This window comes from Sulfuriflexus mobilis (assembly GCF_003967195.1).
Taxonomy (GTDB): Bacteria; Pseudomonadota; Gammaproteobacteria; order AKS1; family AKS1; genus Sulfuriflexus; species Sulfuriflexus mobilis.
Map to the genome: position 1 here is coordinate 1,183,062 of NZ_AP018725.1, position 18,496 is coordinate 1,201,557.

Consider the following 18,496-nt stretch of genomic DNA (forward strand, 5'->3'; position numbering starts at 1 on the left):
TAAAAGGGCTCAGTGACAAATGCTGATATAAATGATTCGCATTTGTCACTGCCCCCTTTAAGCTTAAACCTTGTCTAGCGACGGTCCCGTTTATAACCTGGGGGCTGAACGGCTTGACCAGGGAAGGGGACAGTATTTGATTGTGCCGGGTTCTTGTTTGTTAGGTCCTTGCAGGCCACGCCCCAGGAACCTGTATGCCAGGATTCTTTGTTCTTGATTCCGTCAACTGCCAAGTCAAGGCGGAAGAACAGGAAGCGGTGGGGTTGCTTTTCCACTACCCATTCGAAGTTGTGACCAAATGCAGTGCCAGGGGGGTAGTGAGTGATAAATGGCCCGGCCTTACGTTCTTCGTCAGGTACTACCCGCTCCATTAGAGGCGCTTGGTCTTGTATGGCCTGCAGGTCAATGTAGTCAATTTTCTTGCCACTGTCCGGTGCCGCGTACTCCCATACCCGCCAGCGATAGGCTGCCACGTCATAGCTGCTACGACCTGTGTTCTCATGATCTACGCGGAAACTGGCAATGCAGCGGTTGCTGTCCAGGTCATGCCATTCAAGTGAACTCGAGGTATTTGCGCGGAACTCGAGGCTGGGGACCTCGGTGCGGATGAACAACAAGTAGGTCCAGACTGCCGCCACAATGAGGGCAAGGATTTGCGCCAGGTTCTTGGCAATGTCGGTATAACGTGCCAGACGATCCATATCCATGGGCCCTCCCAGTCGATTGTAAAATACCTCAAGGTATTCAAAAACACTTTGTTTCGAGAATCAAGGGGTCAGAGTACTTGAAAAACAAATATTAACCCGATAGCTTGTTAATATAAATTACTCAATCTTGTAAAGGACCTTGAGATGGCCAATAGGAGGAAAAATATCCATCCGATGAAACGGCCATATTACGCAGTTTTATGTGTAATCTCGGCGTTGGTCGCGGCGCTTGCAACATCTGGCACGCTATCCGCCGATGAGATGTCAATTACGCCCACACTCACCATCGTCAATCCCCATCCTACTCCCGACTCTGCCTATCACCAGCGCTTCGGCGCTGCGCTGGCCGAACTCGATGGAGATATCCTGGTCGGCAATCCCAACAAGCAGGTTGTCGAAGACAGAGCCGGGGCGGTTTATCTATTCGATGAGAAATGCGGCGATCTCATTCGGACCTTTACAAATCCCACACCCGCCAAGGACGATTGGTTCGGTCAAGCGGTCGTCACCGTCGGAAATCGTGTTCTCATTGGCGCGCCCAATGACGATACGGCCGGTATTAACAGCGGGGCGGCCTACCTTTTCGACAGCGAGACGGGAAATCTCCTCCGGACCTTCCTTCCCCCGGCCTCGACTTCTGGCGTCCCGGTCAGACATTTCGGGAGAGTCGCGGCAGCAGAGGGGAACAAGGTGCTTATCGGCGCGCCGGCCGGAGCCATGGGCGGTGGCCCCTATCAATCCGGGCTCTACCTGTTCAATGCGGATACCGGCGAACTCCTCCAGACGTTCCAGAATCCTAACCCTTCGCTGAGTTCCAGTCGTTTCGGCATTAGCGTCGCCCTCAAGAATGACAAGGTCTTGGTGGGAGACGACTTCCTGTCGGGGCCCGGGACGGCATATCTCTTCGACGCCCTGACGGGGACTCTTCTTCATACCTTTTTACCTCCGGCCACTTATCAGAATGCACAATTCGGCGTGAATGTCATTTTCCACGGCGATGATGTCCTCATCTCATCCTCACGTCACATGGAGTCCGATAGTGGTGATGTTCAGTTCATGGGCGTCGCCCACCTTTTTGATGCCGAGATGGGTTCTTTCCTGCGTACTTTCGCCAATCCCGATCCGGCGCAAAGCGTCGGCTCCGTCTTTGCGCTCGCCTCATATGGCGAGTACGTCGTTATTGGCGGCGTGTATGAACCCTATGAAGAACCGACATTTCTTTCTGCCGGAAAGGTCGACATTTTTGATTTCGAGACGAGTGAGGTTGTGGCGACGTTGACACCTTCAGCCCCCTCCGCCGGCGACTATTTCGGTTCCCGCATCCTGACAACAGGGTCTTCCATTATTGTGTCTGCAACAAGGGACGACATTGGCGGCACGGATACCGGCGCGGTTTTCCGGTTCTCCGAGATCGCATCTCTTCCTCCGGTGGAGACCGCCCACCCTACCATTCTATGGGTTGCCAGTTACCCCGATTCAATCAAGCGCTTCGACGGGCAGTCCGGAGAATTCATCGACGATTTCGCCGTTGTCCCGGAAGGGCAGAGGCCCGCCGATCTGACCTTTGGTCCCGACGGCAAGCTTTATGTCAGCGTTCCGGGAAATAATTCGGTCCAGCGTTTTGACGGTGACAACGGGTCTTACCTCGGTAACTTCGTCACGCCGGGGAGCGGTGGTCTTAGCGGTCCCTATGGCTTGAGGTTCGGGATTGACGGCAACCTTTATGTCAGCGACCACTGGAATAACACGGTCAGACGCTACGACGGCGAGACCGGCACTCATTTGGGTAACCTTTCCAGCGGCGGCCTCGGCAGGCCGACCTGGCTTTTCGTCCTGAGTGATCTCTATGTCGCAAGTTCGATCACGAATGCCATCAAACGTTTCGACGAGGAGACGGGTCAGTTTGTCGGAGACTTCCTAACTCCCCCAACCGGTGGGCTGCAGCAGCCCCTGGGTTTCGTGATCCAGCCGGACGGTTACATGTACGTGGTGAGCGGCGAAACCCATGAGGTCAAGCGCTACGACATGTCGACCGGTGAATTTGTCGACAACTTCGTTTCGAGATGCAGCGGCGGCCTCAAGGGGCCTGTGGACTTACAGTTTGCTGGGGACTACCTCTACGTTTCCAGCTCCGCTACCAACGAGATCAAGCGCTATGACGGTGCGACCGGAGCGTTCGTCGATACGTTCGTTGGCGCGGAAAGCGGTCTTGCCAGGCCTTGGGGTCTGAGGATCAAGATAGAACAAAACAATGACGAAGGCGGCGGCATCACCATCGTTCCTGGGGGTAACATCTTCCCACGGTTTTGCGAGTTTGTGTCGTTACGCGCCCCTTATATTTCCTGCTTCTGGGCCTACATCATCGTCGTTATCTTGGTTTTGTTGATCATTGTCATTGGTGCCCGAGTATGGCGAGCGCGGCAGCAAGCCAGTCGCAATTTCTGAAGCGATAATAGGGGACAGACCACAGTTAAATTATAAATAAAAGGGGGGACCCAGCTCTGACCTCAATTACTTAGAGTTTTTGAACTTAAGGAATTACTCCCTTTCTTGAAGATCTGGCGGAATTACAATTTCCATCACCTGAAAACATCTTTCATAGTGGAGGTCCCAAAGTTCTCTGCCTGCCAGTCCCGAATCATTGAAACGCCCAGCACGTGACTGACCATAATTATAGGGACAGCCTTTGGCGCTGTCTTTGCAGCATCGATCGCCATCGATCCTGCCATACAGTTTCCCTCTGAGTAAACGTCCCATTAAGTCTGTTCTTCCTTGATTGTTTAAATCAGTGCAAATTGATCGTGTCATCAAGGTTCGAATATCAATGCTACCAAAATCGTCTCCGTAGGATGTAGATCTTGCTTTACTGCAATTCTCGCCATGATACCAGTTGTTTATGCATTTCTCGGCAGTCTTTGAGGCTCGCATTCGCGCTTTATTGGGTGATCCAGTTGGAGCAGATCCTCTGAAAACGAGATTACCTGCATTTAATCTTATGGGTGGACTGAGATCGGTATATACATCATCAATTTCCACTTGCTCTACAAGAAAGTATACTTCAGAGGTACAATTCCGATAGGTTCGACTGTAACAAGTCGATGTCCAGATTAATACAAAAAAGAAGGCCAACAAAGTGAATAACGGCTTACTTATAATGCTCATGTATCTCTCCTTCTGTAATTATTTGTATGTTGCAGAGTAATGGTGAATATCCAGTAAACTTGAAACACAACTAAGGTTGTTTTCACAATCGATATCATCGGTCTAGGATTTATTTCCGGTAAACCTGCACAGGAAAGGCATGGATTATAATAACTAAAGTGCAGCATATTTCCCTAATAGCAAAAGAGGTCAGACTGCCGCTCACAATACTTGTATATTGACTACATGAATTGAATACTCAAATACTATGAAAATATATAGCACTGAACCTGTACGAGCGCATTGATCCAGATCAACAATAGAGTGGGGGGGGTAAATAGTGTGTAGCTACACAAAAAGACGGGGAAGAGTAAATAGGGGACAGGCTACGGTTTAATTATAAATAAAAAGGGGGGCAGTATGAACTTCCCTAAAGTAAATAAAATTGATTAGTACCCTTTGTTCAAAGTACGGGTGCGAAATAATAATATGTTAACGTTGACTGGACTGAATAATTGTTTATATCATTGATATAGATCAATGATATATTCAGATTAACAGACTATATAAATAGATTAAATATTAATAAAATCTAATTGTTTATATTGCTTTATTGCTTTATTGCTTTATTGCTTTATTGTTTTCTTACGCTCGTGCTTTTTCTGGTAACTTTTAATAGCTGTGATTTCAGCCGTTTATAGAAGTGCTTTCATTTATATTGACCAGGTGACATTGGGGGGCATATGAACACTTGTTATGGAAGCCTTTGCAGAGGAACCTTTCTTTCACTGTTAATCTATCTGCTTGCTTTCGGTACCAGCAGTGCCGAGGAAGGGGAAGTCAACCCCGGCAAGGTATCCGGAACAATCAGTTTCATCAATACCTCCCCGGATGTGGCGGCCCGCCTCTCCGCCAATCCGGTGACAGTGCCGGCGAATGCATTACCAGTCAAACTGTATCGAGACAATACCCTGGCAGCTAGTGGCGCGTATGCTGTTGTCAACACCGCTCCGGATAGTAATACCTATCAGGCTGCATCGTATGTATTGCATCCTGATGTAGAGGAGACGGGTAGCGACTTTCATGTCCTCGTGAATTCCATGCTATTCGCTGATACATCCACTTATCGTTTTGCCTCCTCAAGTACGAACTCTGTAAGTGTCCAGCAGTGTCCCGGTGTCTTGCCGGAAACAGTACAACCTGCCGGTACAGTGTGTGATGTAAATGAGTGTGCGGCACTGTTGGGTCTGCAGTACAAGTTCGTACCGGATCCTGCTGAGCCCGATATCTTGATGGCCCTGGACCCTAATGTGGATGTTGTTTGTACGGTCTCGGCGTACCTGGAAGATCCACCCGGCAGCAATACGACCGGCCTGCAGGCCGCCACTGGTGAACTGACCACCCCCTTGAGCGAGATGATCGGTGCTGGCGCACAGGCCCAGTTACTGGTCAGAGCCTCGGCAGCACCGGTGTCCTTGACCGTGAGTTGTCAGGTCAAGACTAAATCAGGTGAAGAGGGTTTCGTTATTATTCCCAGTACGGGGTTCACTCCTCTGGATAAATCCGTCAGCCTGGGTGTGCTGGCCTGTGGTGAGACACAAACACCGGCGACCATCGAGATCCCCGTAGAGCGAAATGCCGGGAGGCTAATTGGCTATTTTGATATCAATGGTTATGACGAAGCCATCGCCCAAATATCACTGGATACCGCGGGCGGAATATTCTCGAAAAGTCCGCCACTGGTCGCGGCTGGTACGTTGCCGACGGAGAAATGGGAATTCAAGGGTGCCCCCCAGGGCCCACATAGCGTCATTGCCCGCACTGTCCTGGACAATGGTGATAAGTGGTTGATGTTGCCACATCGGAATGGTCTGAATGGCCAGGTCACCGTGGTCAAAGATCAAATCACGGATATCAATGTCAGCCTTATCAGTAAGCCGGTAAAGGTCCAGGGTAATGTTCTGCTCTTCGATATCAACGGCAAAACCGATTTGGATGCCATCAATAACCCTGCGTTCTTAACGACCACGCTGGTCACAACCAAACAAAGCTATATGGAAGCGCTGGGTATAGAGGAATTACCCTCCATCAATGGCGGCAGTGGTTTTGGTGGTATTTCGCGGGGACGCCTGAACGGTGCCTATGACCCCGCGAGCCATGAGGCCCCTTTGAATTATGAATTATTGCTCACCGGCCTGAGCCCTGAGGATGGCAATCTGGATGGCAGTGACGCCAAGCCCACGCTGTGGGATGTCGATACTCTCCGCCTGTATTTTGACAAGACACCGGCAGTATTGGGCGGCTACAATTTCGTTGATATCGATCTGGCTCAATGGCTGAACGAGCTCGCGGATCCGGCAACAAGTGATGATGTGATCATGTTGCCCGAACAGAAATTCTGTTTAGGCAAGGCAGCACTCACCATTCGTGTCGATGAATCGCTGGCCACATTGTATCGGCCGCAAATGAGCACATTTTCCACAAGCCAGTACTTCCCGACGGTCAGTGGTACCTCACCTGTCGCTGGTATCGACGGTTTTGCCGTGGGTGATAAATACTCGGATAATGACGCAGCAGCCGAGGTACACATCAGCGCAACCCTTCCCGAAGGATTTCAGTACAAAATCAGGCCGACGACGAATTATCTTCCTGCAGATGGCTCGTCATCATCATGGTTATCGTTAGGAGACATGCTAATTCCACAAGATGGTGTCATCGGTTGTGGCAAAGTCGAGAATCTCTGTGCCAACCTCACCGACTTGGAGGGCGGTGCCTCTATACTGGATGTGTCCATCACGAATCCGAGTGGGGTAGATAATCAGAACTACTGTGTGAATAGCGGCAACCTGGAACTGAATATCACTGCCAGCTCAACTGGTAACGATGTACAGCAGCTTGCCTATGTGCTTGATCCACCGGCATCAGTGACTGATCTGCAGGAATACTGCAACAGCAGCGGCACGGCAACGGTGCTGTGCACCGATTGCGGCATGGCCCCGCAATTTCCCGTGAATCTCACCTCACTTGCCTCCGGGTCGCACACACTGGTTGCTTGCGCGCAAGATACGGGCAGCTGCGTCTCGTCGGAGGAATACAGTTTCTCGGTAACAGAACAGGAACTGGCATTGCAATGCACGCCGGACTTCACCGTGGAACTGAACATCGGCGAAACCGGGATAGCCAAGGATGATCCCCGCATTACCGATAACCTCGGGGCCGAATTGCTTGGGAACTGTGGTGTTCCCGATACTATTGCAGACGATCAACCTGATGTATTCCCCATCGGTGATACCACGGTTACATTCTCCGCCAGTGGTGTCGATGATTGTACGACCACGACCACCGTAGTCGAACCGGTCTTACATGAGTTGGCCTATGTGGATCGTATCAATGCTAACTCGCATGCCTTGAAGGTTTATACTGTGGAGTTGGGAACGGAAAAAACCTTTGACTGGTTTGATGCGGCTACGCCGAATGAGGTATGGGTGGAATACGATCGTCTCGGCGACGTGCTCGGCTATGCTTACAGCGCCGGTAATAATAAGGTGAAAAGTTTTGATGCCGATTCTGCGGCACAAACCCTGCCGCCCTATCCCTGTACCGGAAACTGTGTGAATATCGCCTACCGACCCGAACATGCGGGGCAATATGCCGTGGTCGAGACAACGGACTTTGCCACATACACGATCAGACTGGTCGAAAACGGTGTGGAACTGGATAGCCAGTCGCTATCCGCAGTCGACGGCATGAGTCGGGTCGAACTTGCCTGGTTCCCCCTGGGTAGCAAGTTATCGGCAATATTCACATCACCGCAGGCAAATGACGCGAATGCCGGTAAAATCCATTATTATCAATGGTCGGTCATCAATGATGCCTTCAGTACCGAAACGTCTATGCTTGAGCAGCGACCCATTAGGGAATACGTGCACGAGTTGTTGCATCTCGGTGATGACTCAGCACTGTTCGCTACGAAATATACAATCAACACTGTGCAAGGCGGGGTGATTACTAATTTGAACGCGGCCAGCGTTTTCATGAATGCCCTGGATTTTACTGACAATGGCGACGCCGCCGGTATTATCACCTCGAAGGCATTCGGCCCCGCGACACTCGGCTATGTCTGGGGGATGATCGATATCGACAAGCCGGCTGACATCAGTGCGGTGCTGGGCGGGCTTGTTCCCGAAGTCACGAATACGGTCGCGATTTCATCTGATAAGGAATATATCGCAGTCGGTACAATCCAGGGGATCCATGTCTTTACGTTTCCAGATTTCTCATTCGTTGCAACGATTCCTGCGACCAGACCATACGATCTGGCATTCCGCCCTGTCGGTCCCTACCTGCCTGTCGCGGCAAATCCGTTGACAAAAGGTGTTACCCGCTTCCCGATGCGAGAATTTGAGCCTGTTGATAAATGGCCGCAGCGAAAATTACTTCCCGACGCCGGCGACAGACCGGACAGCGCCAAACAACCTCTGCCGTGGAAGAAACCAAGGCTACCTGTCAAAAAAGTGCCAAATAAAAAAAATTCAAGTATTCCGGCGCCACGATAGGGAGATTGTCTCATGACGATTTCGCAACGCAGAAGAAAGCCATTAATACTGATTTCGATGCTGGCGGTTATTGCAGGACTGACTGCCTGTAAGCCCGTTGCGACGATAAGCTTGTCATCAACAGATGTGGGTGAAGGGGATCCGCTTGTGGTCGGATGTGCCGCGAATACGGCAGGAACCTATACTATTAGCTTGCAACCCGCCGGCGAAGGCACGGTCAATCCTGGCAATCCAGTACCGATCACAACCGAGCCATATCGAACACAGGGCACGATTCAATGGCATATAAGCGGAAAGTCCAGGCGGGTCACTGTTGTCTGTACGGTGGTCAACGCAGATGGACAAGACGTTAGAAGTGCTGAGGTTACTATACGGGATTCACATCCTCCCAGCCTTGTCCAGGGTTCTGGCTGGGTATTTGGTGGACCGCATCCTAACCAGAAGGTAGGGCAGGTTTTTCCAATTACGGTGAATGTTGAGGACCTTGCTATTGCTCAATCAGGTGGCGATGTGAGTGGTATAGATAAAGTGCAGATCAACACTGCTGGTCCTATTACGGTGAGCCCGGTAGAAGAAAACCCACCTGGAGATTTTCCTGGCCCACCGGTTCGCTTACCAAGGGGGCCTACACCCTTTGCCGCGACGTTTACCGGCCATTGCTTTCATGAGGGAGATATTAGTATGCGTGCAGTCATCACTGATACCGCAGGCTCGTCAACTATAACAGCAGACGAGACATTTGCCTGTGTGCCTTAAAAATAAGAAAAAGATCAAGGTGGTTAGAGAACCCCCTTTGGGTTTTGTTTAAGTATATTCTGAATACACCCTGCTTGTTCTGGTAATTAAATAATAACCTGTTCATTCTGAATGAATAACCAGAGGGTATGCAGTGTCGAAGGAGGTAAACGTTATGAAACAGACCATTTCATTCTGTGTTGTGATAGCTGTAGTCTTGGCATCGACATTTACATTTGCATATTCGCCTCGTTTGGCACACAAGCCGTTAACGTTGCTTGCCTTAAGTGTTTATAACAAATGTAACAGTAACGAAGTTACCTATAAGGATTTCGAACGCAGGGAGCATGTAGTGCTTGGTAATATTGCCATGGATGAAGGCAAGCGTGCATTGCCAGGGTTGCATAAGTATTCTTTTGCGAATGGTTCTCTGGCTATGATCAAGCGAACGGTTAACTGGCACTTTTATAACCCCTTCCGTGAGCGGTTATCAATTCAAGGGTGGGTTGACAAGTCACAAACTCGTTTATGGAAGAGGGCGAAAGAAGAGTTTAACAAGTACGAAAAAAATGATAAAAGAGAGTTTTCCCTTGGGGGTATTCTGCATCTTGTCGAGGATGCCAGTGTCCCTGCACATGTTGTTCCTGTCTACCATGGCCCGGTGCTTCCTGATTTCTACGGAAAATTTGAGCACCTGGTAGATTATATGAAGGATCACGTGGAAAATGGTTTGATTAAGGACAAGATTGATCTTATTGAGCCAGATACCATTGCCTTGTCTGTACTGATACAGGCTGATATTGGTTCGTTCTGCAAATTAACACAGACAGAGCTGACAGCCGATGCCATTCGGAGAAGTCTGGCTTATAAAACTTTAACTATGGTAGAGTCAGAAATACCTGGGTGTGATGGCTTTAGTTGGTATGACTTCTGGATAGCGCCAGAAGGGCAACGCTATTTCGGAAAATATAATATTGAGAACGGTAACCCGCTATTTGGCAATGCAGGAACGTTAACGAAAAACAAAGCAGGTAGTATATTGTACTGCAAGTTTGAAAAAGATGATCTTCGATACAAGGGTTTTGTGACAAAACTCCATACTGAGGCAATCAAGGCGGATCTACAAATACTCGGTTGGGCGAGTAAAAGACTAGAATTAAATGGATCGAATAGATAAATGGAGTATGGGCTCACTTAGAATCTCTATCGAGCTTCGTTAATTGTCTCAAAGAAGGCTCTCAGCATTCATTATGAGTGGATCTGGGCAACTCTATGCTTCCAGCATCAGGGCGACTTCCTGAACTTGAGGTTCTGGTCGTATTTTCTCAAATATTTGTCACAACGCTGCTCTGAGCTCAATACTGTCGTAAAATACGCAATAGATGAAAATGCCTCCAGAACCCCTTAATAACTTGATTGCCGATTGCATGCTGCGTGATCAATTCCGCTTTCGTCGGCGTTTTAGGCAAATACAGCAACAAAAGAACAAAAATGAGCAAGTACCGCAGCTGGCTAAGCTGGAGGCGGATATCCAGGCCTCGGCCTTGCTTCGCGCCGGGCGCCTCGCGGGCCTGCCGGTACCCACCTTTCCCGACAATTTACCCGTCTCTGACCGCCGTGAGGCGATCAGTGAGGCGATTAAAAACCACCAGGTCGTCATCATTGCCGGTGAAACGGGTTCGGGCAAGACGACCCAGCTACCGAAGATCTGCATGGCGCTGGGGCGTGGGGTGGCTGGCCTGATTGGCCATACCCAGCCGCGACGCCTGGCGGCGCGGAGTATTGCCAACCGGGTGGCGGAAGAGCTGCAGACCGAAGTCGGTGCCACGGTGGGGTATAAGGTCCGTTTTAAGGACAAGGTGGGCCCAAAATCTTATTTAAAGCTGATGACGGACGGGATCTTGCTGGCCGAGATACAGGGCGACCGGTATCTGAATGATTATGACACCCTGATTATTGATGAGGCCCACGAGCGCAGCCTGAATATTGATTTTCTGCTGGGGTATTTAAAACAGCTATTACCGAAGCGGCCGGACCTGAAGCTGATCATCACCTCGGCGACGATTGATACGGAGCGCTTTTCCCGCCACTTTGATAAGGCCCCGGTGATCGAGGTCACCGGCCGGACCTATCCCGTTGAGGTGCGTTATCGACCCTTACTGGAGGATAACAAGGCCGAGGATGACAAGGACGCGCAGCCGAGAGATGCCCAACAGGCCATTCTTGATGCGGTGGACGAGCTCTCGGCAATTGACCGTGCACAGGGCAAGAGCCCGGGGCATATCCTGATATTTTTTAGTGGTGAACGCGAGATCCGTGAGGCGGCCGAGTCATTGCGTAAACACCATCCGCCCCAGACCGAGATCCTGCCGCTATACGCGCGCCTGAGTGCGAAAGAACAAAACCGTGTGTTTAGCCCGGCCCGGCATCGGCGCATTATCCTCGCCACCAATGTCGCCGAGACCTCGTTGACGGTGCCCGGCATTCATTATGTGATCGATACGGGCATGGTCCGGATCAGCCGTTACAGTTACCGCAGCAAGATCCAGCGCCTGCCCATTGAGCCTATTTCCCGCTCCAGCGCCAACCAGCGTAAGGGGCGTTGTGGCCGCATCAGTGAGGGCGTGTGTATTCGCCTGTATTCGGAGCAGGATTTTAACAATCGCCCCGAGTTTACCGATCCGGAGATCAAGCGCACCAACCTGGCCTCCGTTATCTTGCAGATGGAGTCTCTACGCCTCGGGCATATTGAAGACTTTCCCTTTATCGAGCCGCCGGATTCACGTTATATCACCGATGGTTACAAGTTATTGCATGAACTGCGCGCGGTCGATGAGCACAATACTGTCACGGCGTTGGGCAAGGAGATCGCCCGTTTGCCGGTTGACCCGAAGATTGGCCGTATGTTGCTGGCTGCAAAGCAGTTTACTTGCCTGCAGGAGTTGTTGATCATCGGCAGTGCCCTGAGTGTGCAGGACCCGCGTGAACGCCCGGTAGATAAACAACAAAAGGCCGATGAGCGTCACCGGCTCATTAATGCCGGGCTGGTGGATGGAGATGCCGGAGACACTAATAATAAGGAGAACAAGGATAAGCCAAAGTCTGACTTCCTGTTTTACCTCAAGCTGTGGCAGCTGTATGAAGACAAGCGTAAGCATTTGACGCAAAACAAGCTGCGCACGTTCTGTAAACAGAACTTTCTTTCCTATAACCGCATGCAGGAATGGCGGGATATTTACCAGCAGATATTTACGCTGTTCAAAGAGCAGGGCGTCAGGCTCAACACCAGTGAGGCGGGTTACGAGGCCATTCATCAGGCGCTGTTATCGGGCCTGTTGGGCAATATCGGCAACAAGTCGATAGAGGGTAACGAGTTCCTGGGGCCGCGCAATATCCGCTTTTATATTCACCCCGGCTCCTGGCAGGCCAGGAAGCCACCCAAGTGGGTCATGTGTGCCGAGCTGGTCGAAACCACGCGCCTCTATGGGCGCATGGTGGCGCAGATCACCCCGGAGTGGATTGAGGCCCTCGCCGGGCATTTGATCAAACGCAGTTATTCGGAGCCGCATTGGCAAAAGGGCCCGGCACAGGTCTCGGCCTATGAGCGCACGACGCTTTATGGGATTACTTTATGCCCGAAACGGCGTATTAACTATGGCCCCATCGACCCAGTGTTGTCGCGTGAGCTGTTTATTCGCGAGGCACTGGTGCAGGGTGACTTTCAAACCCGGGCCACCTTCTTTAAATATAACCAGTCGGTGATTGCAGAGATAGAGGCCCTGGAGGCCAAGGGCAGGCGCCGGGATATCCTCGTCGATGAACAGGCGCTTTATCAATTCTACGATGAGCGTATTCCCGCCGATATTTATAACGGCAAGGCCTTTGAAAAATGGCTCAAGTCCATACAGCAAAGCCAGCCCGAACTTCTCTATTTGCAGAAAGAAGAGTTAATGCGCCACGAGGCTGAGCACATCAGCGAGGGGCAGTTTCCCGGCACCATGGAGCTCAACGGCGTCACCCTGAAACTGGATTACCATTTCGAACCCGGCCATGCCGAAGATGGGGTGACCGTTATCGTGCCGCTGGCGATATTGGCGCAGTTACATGAAGCATCCTTTGATTACCTGGTGCCCGGGCTGTTGCGTGACAAGATCATTGCCCTGATCAAGTGTTTGCCGAAGGCACTGCGCAAGTTGTTTGTGCCGGTGCCTAATTATGCCGATGCCTTTCTTCAGGCAGGCGACAGGTCCTTACCGTTAATTGAAAGCCTGGCCGCGTATATGCAGAAGGTCAGTCGCACGCCTATCCCCAGTGATGCCTGGCAGCTGGAGAACCTGCCGGCGTTCTATCACATGAACTTCCGCGTGGTGGATCAGGATAACAAGGTGCTGGGTGTGGGCAGAGACCTGCCGGCCTTACAACAGGAACTGTCAGGCATGAGTGACAAGCTGTTATCGGCATTGCCGACCTCGGATATTGAGAAAGAAGAGGTCACTGAATGGAACTTCGGTGACCTGCCCGAGGTTGTGGAGCTGGAACAACACGGCCTAAACATCCGCACCTATCCTGCGATCGTGGATGATTATGAAGAGGGTGAGTGTGTCTCTATACAGTTATTCAATGACAGGGAACAGGCCAGGGCCGAGATGCGCCCCGGGCTGCGCCGCCTGTTCAGGCTGACGGCGCGGCAGGAAATGAAGTACCTGCGCAAGCACCTGCGCCATTTTGACAAGATCCAGTTGTTCTATACCTCCATTGGCAGTAAGCAACACCTGCTGCAAGACCTGGAAGACGCCATTATCGATTACGCGCTGTTCGCCGAGGTTGACGAGATTCGTATAGAAGAAGACTTTACCAGACTTAGCAGTGAGGCGGGCAAGAAGCTGATGCAGGTGTCTGATGAAACCTGTGACATGATTCATGACATCCTCGCGCAATACCATAAACTCGCCAAGCGCCTGCAGGGGAATATTCCTCTGACCTGGTTTGATGCCGTGAAAGACATTAAGCAACAACTGGGGTGTTTGGTTTATGCCGGGTTTATTAGCGCCACGCCGCGCCAGTGGTTAAAACACCTGCCACGTTATATAGAGGCCATTAACCTGCGCCTGGATAAACTGGAGCGCTCACTGGATGCCGACAAGAAGCGACAGGCAGAGGGCCAGAAGCACTGGAACAGGATCTATAACCAGATCAGTGATGATCCGCAACAACGGCTCAGTCCGGAGTGGGAACTTTATCGCTGGATGATGGAAGAAATGCGGGTGTCCCTGTTCGCGCAGGAGTTAAAGACCTCAATGCCGGTATCAATCAAGAAACTCGATGCGCAGAGCGAACTACTTTAGAACGATGGTGCTCTGAACCTCCTTTAGTTTAACAGGCATTCCAAATAGAAGGCTGGTAATAAAAGGGCTCGGTGGCAAATGCGTATCGTTATCATTTGTCACCGGCCCGCTTAACTCTAAAGTGCCTGGTACGTCATGCACTGGATGCTGTCATTCTGCATGCTGACAGAGATACTGTCAGCGCTACATTCCAGATCATTATTGAATGTGCAACTGGTTACCTTACAAGCACCGACGCCGGCCAGACCGTTTGCATGGGTGTGGGATGGGGCACCGAGAAACGAGGTGTCGCAGCCAGGATGGGTGCCATCACCGATGGTGATAGCACGGGCATGGCATTTGTCATCCTTGTTATAAGCACATTCGCTGATCGTACAGGTTTCCACGAAGGGCATATCGATGGTCATTTTCATGATGACCTCCTTTGCGCTGTTCGCAAATGGGTTTGCATTAATATTCAGAACCGGATAAATCTAACAGATAAACCGATTTCCAGCGAAGAGATATTATTTATGACAGGGGGGGGGTAAGGCCGAAAAATTTGAGTCAAAACGCTTATATTACTAATATAAGCAGTGATGAATATATAAAAAAATTATAAGGAGTCGGTGTCAAATGCTACTCATTACCCAATGAGAACAATAAGGGGAAGCTCAGAACATTATAAGGAGGTCGAATGAAGAACTTAATTTTGTGGGCAGCCATAAGCGTATTTGTCATTACTGCATCTGCGGGTTCTGAATCCCCTTCATAGGAGAAGAGAAGCGCGGAATTAAGGCATTATCTCAATAAGAAGTTACTGATTATCTGAATGGCAAAGGCTTGGGCTACGTCAGGTTAGTAACAACGATGCTCCGACACCACGTATCTTTAAAGTATTTTCAGAACGTGCCCCATACGTTCTGGCCGACTTTTTTTGATATATAAATTCTAAAATATTAGAGATTATGCCCCGCCGAGCCGATTTTCCCCCTCATAGGTAGTATTCCCTATGCGGCGTGAACGACAGGTTTGGTGCTATGTGCGGTAATAAATAAACCAGTTTTCAATACCCTGCTATGACAAGTTAGAAGCCACATGCTTATGTACATAATCTGATAATAATAAAACTGATAAAACGTTTGCACTACGTTCCGATTTTTCCTTAAACTGATTTTGAATCTCCATGAGATCGCCCATGAAAGTAGAATAATTTACCCCGGGGGAGTTGGTGCAGTGGCAGGACTCGCTGACAGTGATGAGTGGCTGGACAATCTGAAGGCTTTGGCTGAAGAGCTGAATACCATCCCTTCAGGGTCTGTTCTTCACTATAACTTGGTCCAGATACTGGAAGACTGGCAGTTCAGCCGCGCTGAAGTCGACAATACTTATACCAATCTGCTGTCGTTTTTCCTGGGCTCGCTCCAGGAAAAAGGCATTAGTACAGATGTTGCCCAGCTTACTAGTCAGGTGATGCAGGCACGGGCGCCTACCCTCAGATTTACCCATCCCGTCGGCAGTAGTGAGCCCCAGGGCGCGAACAGTACTGCGGCAGAAAGGGGGCTGCTGGGCGACATTATCCAGTCATTGCGCCATAGCAGTATCGCCAGTCCTTCAACCCATTCCGCTGAAGACAGCCCCGAGGCTATTCCAGACATGCCGCCTGAAAGGCCCACTTCGCCCCCGCCTGAAATGGCCTCTTCCTCTGAGGGGGGCAGAAATGGCCCCTCTGCCTACGAGGCACCTGCGGCATCCCGGCCTGCGGAGAGGGTTGAGGAGGAAGCATTACAAGATACATTCCCTGAGCTGGAAATGTTGACGCAACCCGAGGCAGAGGAGAGGGTCAATTCAGCCTACCGTATGCATCTTGACCGTAAGCATGGCGAGATTGAAAAATTACAAAATACATTGTCACAAAAGGCCATGGAGGCAATCACCCAGAATAAGGAGTTCGGTGACTTGCTGGAAATCGAACGCTCAGCATTGCAGCAGGCCAGTAGCATAACCGAAATTGGCTTACTGAAAGAAATCCTGATCGGTGGCACGGATGAATTGATCGATGGGCAACGTGAACTGGCCGATAAGCTTGAGAGCTCTTTCCAATATCTGCAATTGGTCAAATCAGACAGTGAGCGACTGCATGAGGAGTTGCATAAGGTAAGATTGTTAAGCCTGACGGACGAGTTTACTGGTCTGCCCAATCGCCGCGCCTTCATGCGGCGATTGGAAGATGAGATCGGTCGAGTCGAACGTTACGATATACCGCTTACCATGGCGCTGATCGATCTGGATCACTTCAAGGAAATTAACGATGAGTACGGCCACCCGGCGGGTGACGAAGTGCTTAGCTGGTATGCCAGAAATGCACTATCGACGTTTCGTCATTGCGATATGGTCGCACGTTATGGTGGAGAGGAATTTGCTGTATTGTTTCCGAATACAACTTGCGTCGGCGCACTCAAGGCCCTTAATAAGATGCGTCGACGTATTGAATTTGCGAAGTGTAAATCGTATGGTTTCACCATTAAGGTGCCGTCGTTCTCCGCCGGACTGACGGTTTATCAAGATAGTGATACACAGGAATCACTCATCAAACGGACCGATGATGCGCTATATATAGCAAAGAGGCAGGGACGGAACCGTATTGAGATAATAGCCCCGGAGTGTTCCAGCAACGAAAACAAATAAAATCGCAATAAACCGTTTCGGTGACAACGGGTAATCATTGCGAACTGAGAGCAATACAACAAAAAACCGGATCAGAGTAGACCTCCCTGTTTCATCCATGGAGGGCCATTCTTCGAAGGAGAGCTTGATGGCTATTCCGTTGATTATGCAGTATATCCTCATCGTCAGTTTTATCGCATTTGTGGGCTTGTTGTTTAGGCGGTTGTTCAGGCTGGAGCTCACGCTGAGCAGTCTGCTGGCGGGTATATTGGGGGCGGTGCTTATTGGTTATTTACATCTGGATACGGGTATCCGAGCGACAAATGTAAAAGACCTGATCTTCTTCGTGGTGTTGCCGTTACTGATTTTTGTGGCCTCCTGGCATATTAAAATTGAACAGTTTCGCTCCTGGTTCTGGGTGTGTTGCCTACTGGCGACGGTAGGTTTGTTGATATCCGCCGGGCTGACGGCGGCCGGGGTGTATTTCGCCATTGATCATCCGACGGGCTTCCCCTGGTTGGCGGCACTGCTGGTAGGGGTGATGTTGGCAGCGACTGATCCGGTATCAGTTTCGGAGCAGTTAAAGCAGGAGCATGCGCCAGAGGGTTTACAGACGCTGTTTGAAGGTGAAAGTCTGTTAAACGATGCCACGGCGATTGTGATATTTTCTTTGGTGCTGACCTACGCCTTAAACCAGCAACCTGAGACACATGCGGCCATCGAGTTTTCACTGGTATTTTCCGGGGGGCTGCTTGTCGGTATCTTGTTGGGAGCGGTGGCGGCAGGCCTTGTGCGACTACTCCGTGACCGTTCTGCCTCGGTTGTTATCTTGATTATTACGGCCTTCGCCAGCTTTTATATTGCCGAACATCTTCTGCATGTATCCGGTATTTTGGCGGTGATGATGGCGGCGATGAGTTCGCGTTTTTTATTAAAGGATGCTGAAGCAGCGTTACTCTCATCAGTAGTGCCGACATGGGAATGGATTGGTCTTTTTTTAAACGCCGTTATTTTCAGCCTGATGGGCCTGCTGATTACCTGGGATATGTTTACCGATCAGTGGCTGGCGATTGTCATTGCTATCGTTGTCTCACTCTTTGCCAGAATTCTTGCCGTATATAGCATCACCTTGTTGACGCTAAAAACTCGACGGCGTATTCCATGGTCATGGGCAAATTTATTGGCCTGGGGTGGTCTTAAAGGTGCCATCGCCATTGTGCTGGTATTATCACTACCGCTGGAGTTGGAATATTGGTGGACGATTCAGTCGATAGTCTTTGGTGTGGTGCTGTTTTCTCTGCTGGTGCAAAGTACAAGCTTCCCCGCCTTATTGAGGCGATTGCCTAAAAACCTTATTTAGTCTTTA

Annotated in this window: 10 protein-coding genes; 7 read left to right on the forward strand and 3 right to left on the reverse strand. The window is 50.4% G+C overall.

What is annotated here, in order from left to right:
* Positions 1-74: 74 nt before the first annotated feature.
* Positions 75-707 (reverse strand): hypothetical protein, encoded by a 633-nt coding sequence (locus tag EL386_RS06020; RefSeq protein ID WP_126454405.1) that lies wholly within the window; start codon positions 705-707, stop codon positions 75-77.
* Between the two features lie 174 nt (positions 708-881).
* Here EL386_RS06020 and EL386_RS06025 point away from each other — a divergent pair, with 174 nt between their 5' ends.
* The gene (locus EL386_RS06025; RefSeq protein WP_172597636.1) at positions 882-3,152 is read left to right on the forward strand and encodes a hypothetical protein; all 2,271 of its coding nucleotides are present in this window, start codon (positions 882-884) and stop codon (positions 3,150-3,152) included.
* A 93-nt stretch (positions 3,153-3,245) separates the two neighbouring features.
* Here EL386_RS06025 and EL386_RS06030 read toward each other — a convergent pair whose 3' ends face one another.
* On the reverse strand, positions 3,246-3,869 hold the full coding sequence (locus EL386_RS06030) for a hypothetical protein (RefSeq protein WP_126454409.1): 624 nt from the start codon (positions 3,867-3,869) through the stop codon (positions 3,246-3,248).
* A 722-nt stretch (positions 3,870-4,591) separates the two neighbouring features.
* Between EL386_RS06030 and EL386_RS06035 the strand changes: the two genes are divergently transcribed.
* The 4 genes from EL386_RS06035 (at position 4,592) to hrpA (ending at position 14,484) form a co-directional block, all read left to right on the forward strand.
* Complete coding sequence (locus tag EL386_RS06035; RefSeq protein ID WP_126454411.1) at positions 4,592-8,404, forward strand: hypothetical protein; 3,813 nt, start codon at positions 4,592-4,594, stop codon at positions 8,402-8,404.
* A gap of 12 nt (positions 8,405-8,416) precedes the next feature.
* Positions 8,417-9,160: a hypothetical protein gene (locus EL386_RS06040; protein ID WP_126454413.1), complete on the forward strand. Its 744-nt coding sequence runs from the start codon at positions 8,417-8,419 to the stop codon at positions 9,158-9,160.
* A 154-nt stretch (positions 9,161-9,314) separates the two neighbouring features.
* Positions 9,315-10,316, forward strand: a complete 1,002-nt coding sequence (locus EL386_RS06045) for a phospholipase C/P1 nuclease family protein (protein ID WP_126454415.1) — start codon at positions 9,315-9,317, stop codon at positions 10,314-10,316.
* 211 nt (positions 10,317-10,527) lie between these two features.
* Positions 10,528-14,484: an ATP-dependent RNA helicase HrpA gene (gene hrpA, locus EL386_RS06050; RefSeq protein ID WP_126454417.1), complete on the forward strand. Its 3,957-nt coding sequence runs from the start codon at positions 10,528-10,530 to the stop codon at positions 14,482-14,484.
* Positions 14,485-14,600: 116 nt separating this feature from the next.
* Here the strand turns inward: hrpA and EL386_RS06055 are convergent, their stop codons facing one another.
* A complete protein-coding gene (locus tag EL386_RS06055) occupies positions 14,601-14,897 on the reverse strand; it encodes a DUF1540 domain-containing protein (RefSeq protein ID WP_126454419.1) in 297 nt (98 codons plus the stop codon).
* Between the two features lie 802 nt (positions 14,898-15,699).
* Between EL386_RS06055 and EL386_RS06060 the strand changes: the two genes are divergently transcribed.
* On the forward strand, positions 15,700-17,151 hold the full coding sequence (locus tag EL386_RS06060; RefSeq protein WP_126454421.1) for a GGDEF domain-containing protein: 1,452 nt from the start codon (positions 15,700-15,702) through the stop codon (positions 17,149-17,151).
* A 127-nt stretch (positions 17,152-17,278) separates the two neighbouring features.
* Positions 17,279-18,490, forward strand: a complete 1,212-nt coding sequence (locus EL386_RS06065; protein WP_172597637.1) for a cation:proton antiporter — start codon at positions 17,279-17,281, stop codon at positions 18,488-18,490.
* The last annotated feature ends 6 nt before the right edge of the window (positions 18,491-18,496 follow it).

What these genes read in the sequence shown, in the direction of transcription:
- EL386_RS06045 (WP_126454415.1), top strand. Translation starts at nt 9,315, where the DNA reads ATGAAACAGACCATTTCATTCTGTGTTGTGATAGCTGTAGTCTTGGCA.
- EL386_RS06065 (WP_172597637.1), top strand. Translation starts at nt 17,279, where the DNA reads ATGGCTATTCCGTTGATTATGCAGTATATCCTCATCGTCAGTTTTATC.
- EL386_RS06030 (WP_126454409.1), bottom strand. Translation starts at nt 3,869, where the DNA reads ATGAGCATTATAAGTAAGCCGTTATTCACTTTGTTGGCCTTCTTTTTT.
- EL386_RS06020 (WP_126454405.1), bottom strand. Translation starts at nt 707, where the DNA reads ATGGATATGGATCGTCTGGCACGTTATACCGACATTGCCAAGAACCTG.
- EL386_RS06025 (WP_172597636.1), top strand. Translation starts at nt 882, where the DNA reads ATGAAACGGCCATATTACGCAGTTTTATGTGTAATCTCGGCGTTGGTC.
- EL386_RS06055 (WP_126454419.1), bottom strand. Translation starts at nt 14,897, where the DNA reads ATGAAAATGACCATCGATATGCCCTTCGTGGAAACCTGTACGATCAGC.
- hrpA (WP_126454417.1), top strand. Translation starts at nt 10,528, where the DNA reads ATGCCTCCAGAACCCCTTAATAACTTGATTGCCGATTGCATGCTGCGT.
- EL386_RS06040 (WP_126454413.1), top strand. Translation starts at nt 8,417, where the DNA reads ATGACGATTTCGCAACGCAGAAGAAAGCCATTAATACTGATTTCGATG.
- EL386_RS06035 (WP_126454411.1), top strand. Translation starts at nt 4,592, where the DNA reads ATGAACACTTGTTATGGAAGCCTTTGCAGAGGAACCTTTCTTTCACTG.